Origin of the sequence: Paenibacillus sp. PvP094, assembly GCF_040546835.1 — a bacterium.
Lineage (GTDB): Bacteria > Bacillota > Bacilli > Paenibacillales > Paenibacillaceae > Paenibacillus > Paenibacillus illinoisensis.
The window spans coordinates 233,889-248,047 of sequence record NZ_JBEPOM010000001.1 but is presented as its reverse complement, the minus strand read 5'-3'; the positions used below and the strand labels follow the sequence as shown (position 1 = coordinate 248,047).

Sequence of the window (14,159 nt, the reverse complement as noted above, 5' to 3'; positions counted from 1 at the left end):
ATTCAAGGAATGTATACGAATGATTCCGTTTATAACGGCGAGAGTGACAGGGAGGAGAATGAAAAATGTCCGAAGGTACGTTGAATCCAAGTAATGCAGAAGAATCAGCCTATGTGCGTAATCAACTGATTGCATTTAATGCCGCTCATCTGAGCGAGGATCTGAAGCATCGGTATGAGGAATTGAATTTTAATATCAAAAATGAGGCAGGGACCATAGTTGCCGGCGTCCTCAGCACGCTGTGCTGGAACTGGTTGGAACTTGATATCCTCTGGGTGGATGAGAAGCAGCGGCATCAAGGCTATGGTTCCCAATTGCTGCTCGAGATTGAACGTATTGCGCGTGAGAAAAGCTGTGATTTTATTATGCTGAATACATTTTCGTTCCAGGCACCGGGCTTCTACAAGAAGCATGGATACCAATTGATGACAACCCTTGAGAACGCGCCAACAGGGCATCGTCATTATTACTTTAAGAAGGATCTAACGTAGGGTAAGATATAGAGTACGGAACAACATGATAGGAATTTAGGAGGAGCGATCTATGGTTACAATCAAAGCCATTGAACTTCAGGATTTGCCGTCCTTAAGCCAATTGTACAATGAGTTGATGGGGGCCCCCACCAATGAGGAGCAGATGCATAAAATGTTTAAATACATACAGCAAAATGGTCATTATCATGTGCTTGGTGCATTTTACAATGGCGAGCTGGCCGGATCTGTTATGGGGATCGAATGCATGGACCTCGTGGGACAATGCAAGCCTTTCATGGTTGTGGAGAATCTGATCGTATCTGATCAGGTGCGAAGACAGGGAATCGGTCAGAAGCTGATGCTCGAGATTGAACGGATTGCGAGAGACCACGGGTGCGAGTACATGATTCTGGTATCTGGAGATCAGCGCAAGGAAGCACATCTTTTCTATGAAAAGCTTGGATTCAAGGATGAGAAAGTTCAAGGGTACCGGAAGCATTTTAACTGACCAGGAGGATTACTTAAGGAGCAAGGCGAATAAGGCATAGTCAAAATGAAACCATGGATCTGAGGGAGGCACTCTCGTGTTCAAAAAATGGGCTAATGTCTTGATGATTGTGAGTTTGATCTTCGCCGTATGTTCCCCTACATCCTACGCCGCTGCCAAAACGCTTAAGGTAACGGTGACGCTGGTGAGCGCAGAGCTGGTAGAGAACAACTCCGTCGGCAACGATTGGGCGATAGGCGCAAGCGTGAACGGCAAAAACCTGAAGGAAGGTTCATCGGTTACATTAAATCTGAAATCAACCGATACGCTGAAATTAAAAGCGGAAGCCGAAGAACAGGATAAGATTCCGGATATCGGAAGCAAGAGCGCGAATGTCAAGGTATCTTCATTCTCCAAATCAACGAATAAGACTCTTTCCGTTGTTGTAAAAGAGAACAGAGGCCGTTATTCGGGTAACACGGCAACATGGGAGTTCAAATTCAAAATCAGCAAAAAGTAATTCGAATTGGAATTATTCAGAAGAAAAGGGAGCTTAAGCTCCCTTTTTTATTTATATTTGCAGGGCGGTACTGAAGGAATTGATAGTATCGGCAGGATACTCACTTTGGTAAAATGAAGAAAGCTTTGGAAACCGAACGTGTATCAGTTGAGTTGATATAAGTTAGATGAGGAGGTCATACCTAACATGAGAATCGTGGATAACATCAAAGTATGGGGGGAGCCGCTGGAGAATGCAGTGAGTCAGGCGGTGACGTGTTCGCTGCATGGAGATGTGCTTGGCGTTGCACTGATGGCTGACCATCACAAAGGGTATTCGCAACCGATCGGAGGTGTTGTCGCCTACCGTAACATGATTAGTCCTTCGGGCGTTGGATACGATATTGCCTGCGGAAATAAGGCGGTACGTACGAATCTCATGTGGGAGGATATCAAGGACCATATTGCCGTTATTATGGATGATATCAATGCTAACGTATCGTTCGGGGTGGGTCGCAATAATCCAACCCCGGTTGATCACGAGCTGTTTGATGATGCGAGTTGGAAGCTGTTCGATTCGATTGAGCCTGGGCTGCAGCACAAATTAAAAACGCTCGCACGGAACCAGCTTGGTACGGTGGGCAGCGGCAATCACTTTGTGGATATTTTCGTAGAGGAATCAACGGGTAAAGTATGGGTTGCCAATCATTTCGGCAGTCGGGGGTTTGGTCATAAAGTCGCGAGCGGTTTCCTCAATCTGGCTGCAGGTCGTGAGTTCAGCGGTAAAGCACCTGGAGAATCCATGGATCAGCCACCAACGTTGTTTGACTTGAACAGCGAAATGGGCGAAATGTATTGGGACGGAATGACACTCGCAGGCCGGTATGCCTATGCAGGACGAGATTATGTTATAGAACAGGTCCTTGGTATTCTTGGAGCGAGTGCGGAGTACTCGGTGCATAACCATCATAACTTTGCCTGGAAAGAACAGCATATGGGCGAAGACGTGGTCGTCGTCCGTAAGGGAGCAACCCCGTTGGCACCCGCACAGCTAGGTTTTGTCGGAGGCAGCATGGGAGATATCTCAGTGATTGTGGAGGGCATCCACAGCGAGGAGAACACGGAATCCTACCGCAGCACGGTGCATGGGGCTGGACGGATCATGAGTCGTACCCAGGCTGCCGGGAAAATGAACTACAAGCTGCGCACTCGCATGGGCGGAGAGATCAGTGAAGAACAGATGCATGCGGCCATTCGTGCATATGGTGTCGAGCTGAGGGGTGCAGGCACAGACGAAAGCCCGTTTGTGTATAAAAAGCTGCAGGATGTCCTGAATGCTCATGCAGACACTCTGAAAATCAATCATATTCTGCGCCCTGTCGGTGTTGCCATGGCTGGTGGCAATGAATTCGATCCATATAAGGACTAGTGAAATAGGTTCTTTTCCCGGAGTACTTGTTTAATTATGAATTACTTGAACTTAATAGAAGAAGGTGAGCACCATGAGAAACTGCGCATTATACAGCTCCCAGTTTGACCTGGATCAGCTGTTTGAAATTATTCAATCCATCTATCCACAGGATCAGATCGTACGTAAGGAAGACAAGACGCATATTCAGGTTATCCGCAAAAAGTGGCTCAGCAAGAAAACCAAGGGCTTCAATATCATGACAAGTCAGACACACCCCGAAGAATTCACCTCGATGATTCAAGGTATGATGGGGTTTCTGAGTCAGATTGAAGGACGTAATCCGGCAGTGCAGGAAAAAGTGTTGATCAAATGCTCGACCCTGAACATGGTCGTTGGCATTGAGACCGAAGAGGACATATCGGAGGAGTTTTTCCAGGAATTATTGAAGCTTGCTCAAGGGCTGGATGCGGTTATTTTTTGGGGAGGCGGCTCCTTGCTGAACGCACAAGGACAGCTGCTGCTGGACGTGAATGGGGAATCCGAGGTAGAGGATTACCACGTGACAGCACACACCAGTCTTTTGGATGATGTCAGACCACCGTCCGAGTCAGGCACTCGCCGCAAGGAAAATTCCGAGTCCATTATGGCAGCGCAGGGGATTCCATTCAATGTGCATTTACCCGCAAGGGCTGGAGATGAGCATACAACGATCCGAAGCGTTGAAGAAGTGGCACAACGAGCGGTAGCCTTATGTATCGCAGCACTCAAGGGTGAATGCCTCGGTGCAGGAGAGAGTGCAGAGGACACCGCAGCACTCGTTCAGGAGGTCATCGAGAAGTACGATGCAGCCTCATTTTTCTCCCCAGCGGAGAAAAGATTTATCGAGCAGCATGGAGCGAAGCAGCAGGAAGTCATCACCTTTTCGTGGGGATACGAAGCTTACCATGTCATGCTGTGGGCGCTTGGTTATGTCGATGAACTGGGAGCTCCAGTAGATCTATGTAACGTTGGACAGGCCGTAGGTTATTTGCAGCAAAAGGACAGCTTCGAGGACTTCCTCGCGGGTGCATCCCTGCGGAGCAAAAGTGAAATTCTCGATGCGGCCGACCTGATCTACCGTTACAACTGGGTATGTGTGAACAGTCGGATTAATGAGCAGACCCCTCCTGCAGGCTTGAATGGTGGAGTAGCCTATGAGCGTCACCGTGCACTGAATTGGCTCATTTGTTATATGAATCAGGAATGGGACGAGGTACGGACGGATACGTAATACGCATAGCGGACTTTGAAATGTAGGCATAATTCCAAAATCCCCCAACCAGCTAAACACTGTGTGGGGGATTTTTTTGTCGTTTGGGTGTTACCCGCTATGCCGGTTATATTGCTCCCGAATGATGACGTCTGCCAAGATCAATTTTTTCTCCACATTACTCTCGGGGTTTACAATACGCCACAACATCTGGTCCACTGCACGCGCACCAAGCAATTCCTTGTTTACGTTGACCGTAGCAAGCACTGGAATATTGTCGTACAAATTATCAAAACCGGTGACAACACATTGATCAGGTACGGTTATTCCCATGCTCTCCAGTGCTTCTATCGTGTAAAGCGCGGAAAAGTCATTGGCACATACAAACACCTCTGGCAAGTTGGCCTCATGAACCACCGACGTAAACGTTTGGCGGAAATCATCGACGGCTGGACTGCACAACTCCGGTATCTGATTCAGGTCTATACCGTTGCCCATGAGCACAGAAGTGTACGCGATCCATCGCTCATAGAAGCTGTGAGCATCGCTGATATTTCCGACAAATTGAAAGCTCTTGAAACCCTTGCGAAGCAGATATAGCATGATTTCACGCATCGAAGTAAAGTTGTCCGTAAAAATGCTGTCACTGTGGAAGACCGGATCGAGATGATCAACCATAACGACGGGAATCCCAAGGCGCTTAATTTCAAGCAAAATGGGGGTGGTAATCGAACCGACCGTAATAATGCCTCGAATGGCATCGGGATTTAGCAGTGTAAATAATTGGTCTGCAGAAGGCTCCGTCAGGGTAAGAATATTGATCCCTTTCTGGTTCAGTCTGGATGATATCCCATTAAAGACGGGTCCCCAGTAAACAGAATCCTGGTTTTGGTAACGAACATTTGGAAACAAAATGAGGATCGTTCCGCTCCAACGCATGTGTTGTGGATCGTGAAGTTCATTGCTGTTGTTCATATCGCCAGATAACAGGCTATTATCTTTGAAATATCCAAGTTTGCCAGCGGCCTTAAGGATAATGTCCCGTGTCTGATCACTCACACCGGATTTACCCGAGAGCGCACGTGAGACCGCAAATTTTGACAGACCCGTAAAATGTGCAATTTCCTGAATTGTTACCTTCGTCTTCATCATACCATCCTTACATTTCTTAGTTCTGCGTCTTCTTGACCATGTAGCATGAAACTGATTCCAGTATATCATGATATATTTCCTCTAATCTAATAACGGATGCAGAATGAAAAATGTTAGTGTTTCTATCGTTTTGAGTTGGAGATGAAACTGGAATGATGAAGTTAGGTGAGAGAAAAGATCGTAATATGTCATTCGTAATTATCTATTTGTTATTTTTATATAATAACAAATTTTAACGAAACGGAAATCGTGAAGCGAAGATTAGGACAGAAGAAAACTTTCAATCATGCTTATTATCAGCGTTTTTATGGGTTATATCAGCATAATATCAGATAAATTAGAAAATGTTAACAATAAAATGTTGACGCTTACATTTTGCTATGTTAAATTTTGTTTGTTCAAACCAAACGTTAAAATAACAAATGGTGGTGGTGTGCTGATTTCATTAGGTGAGTGAGTGCTAGCGATTTGACATGACCATTTCAGGCATACACATTCGGGGAGGTTGTAAAAAACATGATTAGAAAATGGAACGTTCTGCCGTTGATGTTACTGGCTGTGATCCTTTTTGTATCCGCTTGCAGTGGAGGTGGGACAGTGCAAAATGGCACAGAGCCAGAGGGGACCGCCAATTCGGGCACGACAACCGAAACCGCCGGAACAGAGACAGAAGGCGGGACAGAAGAGGTGGCAGCAAATGTACCGGATCTCGGTGGACGTGTCATCAAGGTTGCTGCCTGGTGGGATCTGACGCCAGCGGGGGAGACAGCATCGGATAAGGCCCGTCTCGATAAGATTGCTGAAGTCGAAAAAAAATATAACGTGAAAATCGAGTTTGTCAATGTCCCATTCGAAGAATACATGAATAAATTCACCACGACTGCGCTGGCTGGCGAGCCATTCGCAGACATCGTCCAGATGGAATACAAGTCCGCTCTTCCCGCCATCCTCAAAGGGCAGCTGCTGCCGATCTCCGAATTCACCACAGCCGAGAACAACATCAATCAAGAAGCCAATTTGATTACCAAATATCCAGCCATCGCCGGTGATTACTACTCATTCGATAATCCAATCAGCATTGGTCTGGGACTTCACTATAACCGCGACCTGTTCAAAAAAATGTCGCTGCCTGATCCACAGGAGCTCTATAACCAGGGTGAGTGGAATTGGGACAAATTCATGGAACTGGCCAAACAGGCAACAAAAGATACGGATAACGACGGCAAAATTGACGTATACGGATTCTCCGGCTGGCCGCTTGACGTGCTTCGTCACTTTACCGCTGCCAATGGCGGCACGATCGTAGATGACGAAAACGCAAAAGAAGGATTATCCGATCCCAAAACCATTGAGGCTGCTGAATTCGTTAAACGCCTGTATAACGTGGAGAATGTCGTGAAGGTCAAAACGGGCGACAAAACCAACTGGGAGGAAAGCAATACATTCAAGGATGGAGACGTTGCCTTATTCACAGCCGCTGAATGGCAGCTGGGCGATATCACCTTTGCCGCTGGTGTAGTTCCCATTCCGAACGGACCTCAGGGCAGTAAGGATATAACGTACGCCAACAACGCAGCCTCAGCCAAATTCATTCCCAAAGGTGTAGAGGATCCTAAGATTGTCTACCAGATTTATGAAGAGACCTATGACATACCGCAGATTGAAGAGTATCCGGGTCAGGATTACCTGGAGAGCCGGTATACCGACGAGAAGGACATTGCCATGATTCGTGAGCATATTGCCGGAACGGGACGTATCCTGCTCGATGATGCCTACGCAGGGTATCCCATCGGAGATTATGTGAACGACATCATTAAAAACAACGCGTCCGTTACAGCGACAGCCGAGAAATATAAGGCTCAGGCACAGGCTGCAGTTGATAAACTTGGCAAGCAATAACACCAGCAAGTGATTCAGAGAGGGGTTTCCGGTGCCTGTAATTATGCACGAAACCCCGTTTCTCTGAATTCCAATCAGGGTGTTGCTGGCATCAGCCTAAATGAGGAGGACTCGTAGAATGGCTGGAATTCTACAACGAAACCGATGGATCCTGCCTACTGTACTCGTAGCGGCTGCAGCTGGCATTTTGCTGTATTTCGCCTCCGGTACGGATGTGGAGAGTGCAGATGTCCCGCCTGGCAGTCTGCCAGCTATTGAGGTGGATGCAATCTTGCAGCAGACGAGGCAGAAGAAGGGATACGAACAATATGTAATCCAAGCAGGTGAAGCATTGCGGCCAGAGGTGGATATCACCATTGAAGTGGGGGACTACATACGAGCTGAGGGTGAAGAGGTCCGCAAACTGATCGATTATGAAGGCAAGGAAGGGGTTTCCTTGTATACCGGTGAGACAGGAGAGGTTGATTGGGTTGTCGATGTGCCGGAAACCGGAATGTATAATCTCTCGGCAGTTTATTTTCCTGTAGAAGGCAAAAGTTCCGCGATTGAGCGTGCGCTTTATATTGACGGTGAACTTCCATTTGCGGAAGCGGCCTATTTGCAATTTGACCGGGTATGGGGCAGTGAGAAAGAAGCGGTCGAACAGGATAATCAGGGAAATGATCTTCGTCCGAAACAGGTGGAGAAACCACGCTGGATGGAAGAGACGTTCCAGGATTCAGATGGATACGAGCAGGCACCATTCAAGTTTTTTCTTGAAAAAGGGGAACACACCCTAACGCTGAAATCTACGCGTGAACCGATGGTCATTCGATCCTTGCGGCTCTTTAACGAGAAGAATGCCCTTCCTTATGCGGAAACCGCAGGGGCACAGCAGACGGATTCTTCCGGACAGCCAAAAGATGTACTCATTCGGATTGAAGGAGAAGCGGCGATTGCCAAATCCTCACCAACGTTGTACCCGACCAGCGAAAGATCAAGTTCAGCAGTATTCCCTTATAGTGCTTCCCAGGTGCGCGTCAATACGATTGGTGGCTACAACTGGCGTCTGCCTGGACAGTGGATTGAGTGGGAGGTCGATGTGTCGGAGAGTGGACTTTATCATATCGGCTTTACTGCACAGCAGAATTTCGTCAAAGGCATCTACTCCACGCGCAAACTGACCATTGATGGTGAGATCCCCTTTGCCGAGATGGCGAAAGCACCATTCCGTTACCAAGGCGACTATCGCGTGGATGTGATGGGCGGGAAGGAACCCTACAAGTTTCAGCTGGAAAAAGGCAAACATGTCATACGGCTGGAGAACAGCCTTGGTGACTTCGCGCCGCTCATCCGCAATGTAGAGGATAGTCTGTATAACCTGAACTCCATGTACCGGCGAATTCTGATGATTACAGGCACCAAGCCGGATGAATTCCGGGATTACCGGGTGGAGAAGCAAATTCCGAACCTGCTGGAGGTATTTGCCGGGGAGAGTAAACGACTCAAGGACGTGGCAGCGCAGCTTCGTCTTCTGTCTGGCCAGTCCAGTGATCAGGAAGCGTTGATCAAGACGATGGCGCAGCAGCTGGACGAGATGATTGACAAGCCGGATACCATACCAAGACGGCTTGCGGCTTACAAAACGAATACGGGTGGTCTCGGAACATGGGTGCAGCAGGCACGGGAGCAGCCGCTTGAAATTGATGCCCTGTATGTCGCGTCCATCGACAGCAGTATCCCTCATAAAGGGATGGGAGCGCTGGCGAAGGTCGGTCATGAAGCGAAGACATTCTATCATTCATTCTTTATTGACTATAACCAAATCGGCAATGTTGCCACTTCGGAAGACCAGCGTACGGTAACGGTTTGGATCGGCAGTGGACGTGACCAGACCAATACGATGAAGGCAATGATTGATGAGACCTTTACACCGGAGAGCGGCATTAATGTCAATCTGAAGCTGGTCAACATGGGGACGTTATTGCCAGCTACGTTGTCCGGTGAAGGACCGGATGTAGCGATGCAGATCGGCAATGATCTACCGGTAAACTTTGCCATGAGGAATTCGGCAGTGGATCTGACCAAGTTCGCTGACTATAGCTCGGTGGAACAGGAGTTTAGGGAAAGTGCCATTATCCCCTACGTCTATGATTCAGGTGTGTATGCCCTACCCGAGACACAGACTTTTAATATGCTCTTTTACCGGAAAGACGTGCTCGCAGAACTGGGACTTGAAGTCCCTCAAACGTGGGAAGACGTCGAGAGCCTGCTGGCTATTCTGAGCAAAAACCATATGGAATTCGGCATGCCGGTTGTGACTCAGGCCAATATGCAGGGTGTCAACATTCCGCCTAACTCGCAGTACGCAACGATGCTTCTACAGAATGGAGGATCCTTCTACCGCAACGATGGCAAGGAATCCGATCTGGACTCCCGCATCGGGATCGAGACATTCAAGCAGTGGACAGAGTTCTATACCGATTACAAGCTGGAGCGGGAATATGACTTTGCCAACCGCTTCAGAACAGGGCAGATGCCGATCGGCTTGACGGATTACACGATGTATAACCAGCTATCCGTATTTGCACCGGAGATTCGCGGACTATGGGGCTTCGTTCCTGTCCCGGGTACGGTACAGGCGGATGGAACATTGAATCGCGATGTGCCAGGCGGAGGCAGCGCAGTCATGATGCTGGAGAGCGCCAAGGATAAGGAAGCCGCGTGGGAGTTCATGAAATGGTGGACCAGCACACCGGTACAGGCTGAATTCGGCCGCGAGATGGAAGGACTGATGGGCGCTGCTGCGCGTTATCCAACGGCCAACATCAAGGCGCTTGATTCATTGCCGTGGCCAGCTGAGGATTATGCCAATCTTAAGGCACAATTCGAAACGGTGAAGGGCATTCCCGAAGTGCCAGGCGGTTATTTTACCGGGCGCCATCTGTTCAATGCCTTTTACAAAACGGTGGTTGGTCAAGTGGAAGCCAGAGAATCCATCATGGACTACACCCAGTATATTCAGGACGAGATTCGGATCAAACGTAATGAATTTGGTCTTCCGTAAGCAGAGGGAGGGTTAACAGTGTCACAAATATCACTCCGAGACGGTCAACATAGTCCTCCTGAGAAGGCTTCAAGGATGGGCATGAAATCATGGTGGAGCTGGAAGCTCCAGGAGATGAAAGCCAGCAAGCATTCCTATGTCTTGCTGGCTCCCTACATGATTTTGTTCACCATGTTTACCGTGATCCCGGTTGTTATCTCTATCATACTCAGCTTCACCTATTTCAACATGCTGGAGTTTCCGCGATTTATTGGCTGGCAGAATTATACTCGGCTGTTTTTGGAGGATGACGTATTCCTGATTGCCATCAAGAATACGCTGCTGTTTGCCATTATTACCGGACCGATCAGTTACATTGCCTGTTTTGTGTTTGCATGGATTATTAACGAATTAACTCCCAAATGGAGAGCGTTCATGACGCTGATCTTCTACGCGCCATCCATTTCGGGGAATGTCTACTTTATCTGGCTGATGATCTTCTCGGGCGATCGCTACGGTATTGCCAATGGATTATTGATCCGATGGGGCTTCCTGCTGGAGCCGATCCAGTGGCTGAAGTCGGAGGCGTACATCATGCCCATCCTCATTCTGGTACAGCTGTGGCTGAGCCTGGGCACAGGGTTTCTGGCGTTCATCGCTGGTTTGCAGACGGTTGACCGGACGCTGTATGAAGCAGGCGCGGTGGACGGGATCAAAAATCGCTGGCAGGAGCTCTGGTATATTACATTGCCTTCGATGCGGCCGCAGCTGATGTTCGGTGCGGTCATTCAACTCACGACCTCGTTTGCCGTGGCGGACGTTTCCATCGCACTGGCTGGATTTCCGAGCGTGAACTATGCGGCAGAGACGGTGGTCACTCACCTGATCGACTTTGGTACAACACGGTTTGAGATGGGTTATGCTTCGGCGATTGCAACCGTACTCTTCATGATTATGGTAGGTACTAACCTGTTGGTACAGAAATTGCTGCGAAGGGTGGGAGAATAGCTATGGCTGCAATTGCGACAGGCAAAAAGCGGGTGAATCGCTCGTTATCAGGCAGTCTCTCCCTGTTTGCCCTTCTGCTCGTATTTGGTGCCTTCATGGTACTGCCGCTGATCTATGCGATCAACAATGCATTCAAACCGCTGGATGAGATTTTTACCTTTCCGCCGACCTTGTTTGTCAAAAATCCAACGTTCAGCAACTTTACGGATTTGCTGAATCTGCTGAGCGACTCGTGGGTGCCCTTCTCACGATATATATTCAATACCGTTTTTATTACGGGCATTGGCATTGTGGGCCATGTGCTCTTGGCTTCTGCAGCAGCTTACCCGCTTGCCAAGCATAAATTTCCGGGCAAAGTGTTCATGTTCCAGGTGGTTGTGCTATCGCTCATGTTCACCCCTGCCGTAACGGCGATTCCCAATTATATGATCATGTCTTGGCTCGGCTGGATCGACACGTATTGGGCAGTTATCATTCCGGCATTTGCCTATTCACTTGGTCTGTATCTGATGAAACAGTTCATGGAGCAGATTCCGGATGCCCTGCTGGAAGCGGCGAAGATTGATGGTGCGAGTGAATACCGGATCTTCTGGTCGATTGTGATGCCAAATGTGAAGCCCGCCTGGCTGACCTTGATCATCCTGCTGTTCCAGATGTTATGGGGTAGTGACGGCAACGGCTACATATACAGCGAGCAGCTTAAGACACTGCATTACGCAGCAGGCCAGATTATTCAAGGCGGAATATCCCGGGCAGGAGCAGGTGCTGCGGTGGCACTTATTCTGATGAGTGTGCCGATTACACTGTTTATTTTCTCGCAGAGCCGCATTATTGAGACGATGGCGAGCTCGGGCATGAAGGATTGAGGGGGAGCGATATGGCACGCACAGTGAAAAGATGGCTTGTTCTCCTGGCGGCAGTATCCCTGCTGCTGGCGAATGCCGTGCCTGCGGCAGCTTCTTCGGCGCCGTATGAGAGTTATAACTACAACTCCTGGAGAGAAGCCGTTCCTTCCCCGGATGCCTATCTGCCCAAGCGAACCATCTCGGGCAGCGATTTGGGCATCGGGGAGTTCAAGGATCCCGGTGATGTGAATGTATCTCCATCCGGTCAGATCTATATTTTGGATAGCGGCAACAGCCGGATTGTTATATTGGATGCAGAGTATAAGCTTCTTCGGGTCATGGACGGGTTCACGGGAGAAGGCAGCAAGGAAACATTTAATGCTCCCGGTGGACTGTTTGTGGATGAAGAAGAGCGAATCTATGTCGCAGATACAGGGAACAGTCGGGTCGTGATCCTGGATGCAGAGGGGCAATTGGATCATATAATCAAGGCGCCCGAGTCGGATGTTCTGGCGACGAATTTTCAATTCCAGCCGCTGAAGTTGACGGTTGACCATGTGGGCCGGGTTTATGTAGTAGCTCAAGGCGTTTACGAAGGAATTATGCAGTTTGACGAGACGGGGAAGTTTATCGGATACGTCGGCACCAATAAGGTGGAGCGGGACTACGGCGAATATATCTGGCGCATGTTCTCCACCAAGGCCCAGCGGGCACAGATGGTCCTGTTTGTACCGACGGAGTTTTCTAACGCGGATATCGACCATAAAGGGTTTGTCTACGCAACCAATATCGATCCTGGTTCGAATGAGCCGATCAAACGACTCAATCCGTCCGGAGAAGATGTGCTGAAGCGGTTTGGTTATTTTGACGTCAAGGGGGATATCCGGTTCCGCAACAATACGGGGCCATCCAAGCTTATTGATGTGAAAGTGCTGGGCAACGGCATGTACAGTGTGCTGGACGCGACACAGAATCGGGTGTTCACTTACGACGATGAGGGTCATCTGCTCTACATCTATGGTGGCAAAGGAAATCAGGTAGGCACGCTCAAAACACCCGTTGCCATTGAGCAATCCGGCGATCACCAACTGGTTCTTGACCGGGGGAAGAGCAACCTGGTGGTCTATGAGCCGACTCGGTTTGGAACCAACGTGAATGAGGCGGTTGCCCTTCATTATCAGGGTGAGGATACGGAAGCTGTGCATATTTGGCAAGAAGTACTGAAGCTGAACGCCAATTATGATATTGCCTATATCGGTATCGGCAAATCCTTGCTCATGGAGAAGAAAAATAAGGAGGCTCTCGGCTACTTCGAGCTTGGGATGGACCGCAAGAGTTATTCGGTGGCGTTCAAAAGGTACCGGCGGGAGATGATGAAGGAACATTTCGGCACGTTCCTGACCGCAGGTATGGTACTGATTTTCATTCTGATCCTGGCCCGGGTGGCGGTTAAATGGAAACGGAGGAGGCAGATTGACCGTGAAGCAGGATTACATTAAGTTTCCGCTGCATCTCATTTTTCACCCTATCGATGCATACTGGGACCTCAAGTCGGATAACCGGGGACGGATGCTTGTTGCCTTTTTGGCACTCGCGCTCACCATCATCATGATGACTTTGCAAAAGCAATACGCGGGATTTCTCGTCAATTTTACGGATCCTCGCACCATCAACAGTATTGTGGAGATCGCGACGGTTGCGGTGCCGTTCTTCCTATGGTGCATTGCCAACTGGTCGGTGACGACGCTGATGGAAGGGGAGGGCAAGTTCAGGGAAATCTTTTTAGCAACAGGATACTCACTCATTCCGGTTATTCTGATCTATGCCCCAATGATCGTCATCAGCCGGTTCATGGTGCAGGAGGAAACTGCTTTTTATTACCTGTTTAACAGCATTGCATTCTTCTGGTTCCTGCTGCTCCTGTTCATTGGCACGATGACGGTGCACCAATATACGGTGTTCAAAACGATCATTACGATGCTGCTGACGCTCATTGTGATGGGGATTATCGTTTTCCTCGGAGCACTCGTGTTCAGTATGCTGCAGCAATTATATGAATTCGGTTATAACATATACCGCGAGTTGATTTTTCGGACCTAAAGGAGGCGGCAT

At 48.8% G+C, this 14,159-nt stretch carries 12 protein-coding genes; 11 read left to right on the top strand and 1 reads right to left on the bottom strand.

All coding sequences use genetic code 11. From position 1 onward, the window contains the following. Positions 1–65 precede the first annotated feature (65 nt). From ABIC22_RS01200 to ABIC22_RS01180, 5 genes are all read left to right on the top strand, one after another. Complete coding sequence (locus ABIC22_RS01200) at positions 66–491, top strand: GNAT family N-acetyltransferase (protein WP_354477350.1); 426 nt, start codon at positions 66–68, stop codon at positions 489–491. 52 nt (positions 492–543) lie between these two features. Beyond that, positions 544–981 (top strand): GNAT family N-acetyltransferase, encoded by a 438-nt coding sequence (locus ABIC22_RS01195; protein ID WP_354477347.1) that lies wholly within the window; start codon positions 544–546, stop codon positions 979–981. Between the two features lie 76 nt (positions 982–1,057). Then, the gene (locus ABIC22_RS01190; RefSeq protein WP_246058510.1) at positions 1,058–1,480 is read left to right on the top strand and encodes a hypothetical protein; all 423 of its coding nucleotides are present in this window, start codon (positions 1,058–1,060) and stop codon (positions 1,478–1,480) included. A gap of 186 nt (positions 1,481–1,666) precedes the next feature. Then, positions 1,667–2,887, top strand: a complete 1,221-nt coding sequence (locus ABIC22_RS01185; protein WP_127539286.1) for an RtcB family protein — start codon at positions 1,667–1,669, stop codon at positions 2,885–2,887. Between the two features lie 73 nt (positions 2,888–2,960). Continuing rightward, positions 2,961–4,139, top strand: coding sequence for a DUF4272 domain-containing protein (locus ABIC22_RS01180; RefSeq protein ID WP_354477343.1), 1,179 nt, complete (start codon positions 2,961–2,963; stop codon positions 4,137–4,139). Positions 4,140–4,229: 90 nt separating this feature from the next. On the opposite strand, the gene ABIC22_RS01175 is transcribed toward ABIC22_RS01180, so the two are convergent. After that, entirely contained in the window at positions 4,230–5,267 is a 1,038-nt protein-coding gene (locus ABIC22_RS01175) for a LacI family DNA-binding transcriptional regulator (protein ID WP_127539288.1), read from the bottom strand. Between the two features lie 519 nt (positions 5,268–5,786). On the opposite strand from ABIC22_RS01175, the gene ABIC22_RS01170 reads away from it, so the two are divergent. The 6 genes from ABIC22_RS01170 (at position 5,787) to ABIC22_RS01145 (ending at position 14,147) form a co-directional block, all read left to right on the top strand. Continuing rightward, positions 5,787–7,169, top strand: a complete 1,383-nt coding sequence (locus ABIC22_RS01170; RefSeq protein ID WP_483312521.1) for an ABC transporter substrate-binding protein — start codon at positions 5,787–5,789, stop codon at positions 7,167–7,169. A 118-nt stretch (positions 7,170–7,287) separates the two neighbouring features. After that, the gene (locus ABIC22_RS01165; RefSeq protein WP_354477340.1) at positions 7,288–10,215 is read left to right on the top strand and encodes an extracellular solute-binding protein; all 2,928 of its coding nucleotides are present in this window, start codon (positions 7,288–7,290) and stop codon (positions 10,213–10,215) included. A 75-nt stretch (positions 10,216–10,290) separates the two neighbouring features. Beyond that, the gene (locus ABIC22_RS01160) at positions 10,291–11,202 is read left to right on the top strand and encodes a carbohydrate ABC transporter permease (RefSeq protein WP_127539290.1); all 912 of its coding nucleotides are present in this window, start codon (positions 10,291–10,293) and stop codon (positions 11,200–11,202) included. A gap of 2 nt (positions 11,203–11,204) precedes the next feature. Then, positions 11,205–12,068 (top strand): carbohydrate ABC transporter permease, encoded by an 864-nt coding sequence (locus ABIC22_RS01155; protein ID WP_017689719.1) that lies wholly within the window; start codon positions 11,205–11,207, stop codon positions 12,066–12,068. Between the two features lie 11 nt (positions 12,069–12,079). Further along, positions 12,080–13,546: an NHL repeat-containing protein gene (locus tag ABIC22_RS01150; protein ID WP_354477335.1), complete on the top strand. Its 1,467-nt coding sequence runs from the start codon at positions 12,080–12,082 to the stop codon at positions 13,544–13,546. Further along, positions 13,527–14,147 (top strand): YIP1 family protein, encoded by a 621-nt coding sequence (locus ABIC22_RS01145; protein WP_095359181.1) that lies wholly within the window; start codon positions 13,527–13,529, stop codon positions 14,145–14,147. The genes ABIC22_RS01150 and ABIC22_RS01145 overlap by 20 nt, the downstream gene beginning before the upstream one ends. Positions 14,148–14,159 lie beyond the last annotated feature (12 nt).

Coding starts and splice junctions, on each gene's coding strand:
- ABIC22_RS01160 (WP_127539290.1), top strand. CDS start 10,291: ATGGGCATGAAATCATGGTGGAGCTGGAAGCTCCAGGAGATGAAAGCC.
- ABIC22_RS01150 (WP_354477335.1), top strand. CDS start 12,080: ATGGCACGCACAGTGAAAAGATGGCTTGTTCTCCTGGCGGCAGTATCC.
- ABIC22_RS01195 (WP_354477347.1), top strand. CDS start 544: ATGGTTACAATCAAAGCCATTGAACTTCAGGATTTGCCGTCCTTAAGC.
- ABIC22_RS01155 (WP_017689719.1), top strand. CDS start 11,205: ATGGCTGCAATTGCGACAGGCAAAAAGCGGGTGAATCGCTCGTTATCA.
- ABIC22_RS01175 (WP_127539288.1), bottom strand. CDS start 5,267: ATGAAGACGAAGGTAACAATTCAGGAAATTGCACATTTTACGGGTCTG.
- ABIC22_RS01200 (WP_354477350.1), top strand. CDS start 66: ATGTCCGAAGGTACGTTGAATCCAAGTAATGCAGAAGAATCAGCCTAT.
- ABIC22_RS01170 (WP_483312521.1), top strand. CDS start 5,787: ATGATTAGAAAATGGAACGTTCTGCCGTTGATGTTACTGGCTGTGATC.
- ABIC22_RS01165 (WP_354477340.1), top strand. CDS start 7,288: ATGGCTGGAATTCTACAACGAAACCGATGGATCCTGCCTACTGTACTC.
- ABIC22_RS01185 (WP_127539286.1), top strand. CDS start 1,667: ATGAGAATCGTGGATAACATCAAAGTATGGGGGGAGCCGCTGGAGAAT.
- ABIC22_RS01180 (WP_354477343.1), top strand. CDS start 2,961: ATGAGAAACTGCGCATTATACAGCTCCCAGTTTGACCTGGATCAGCTG.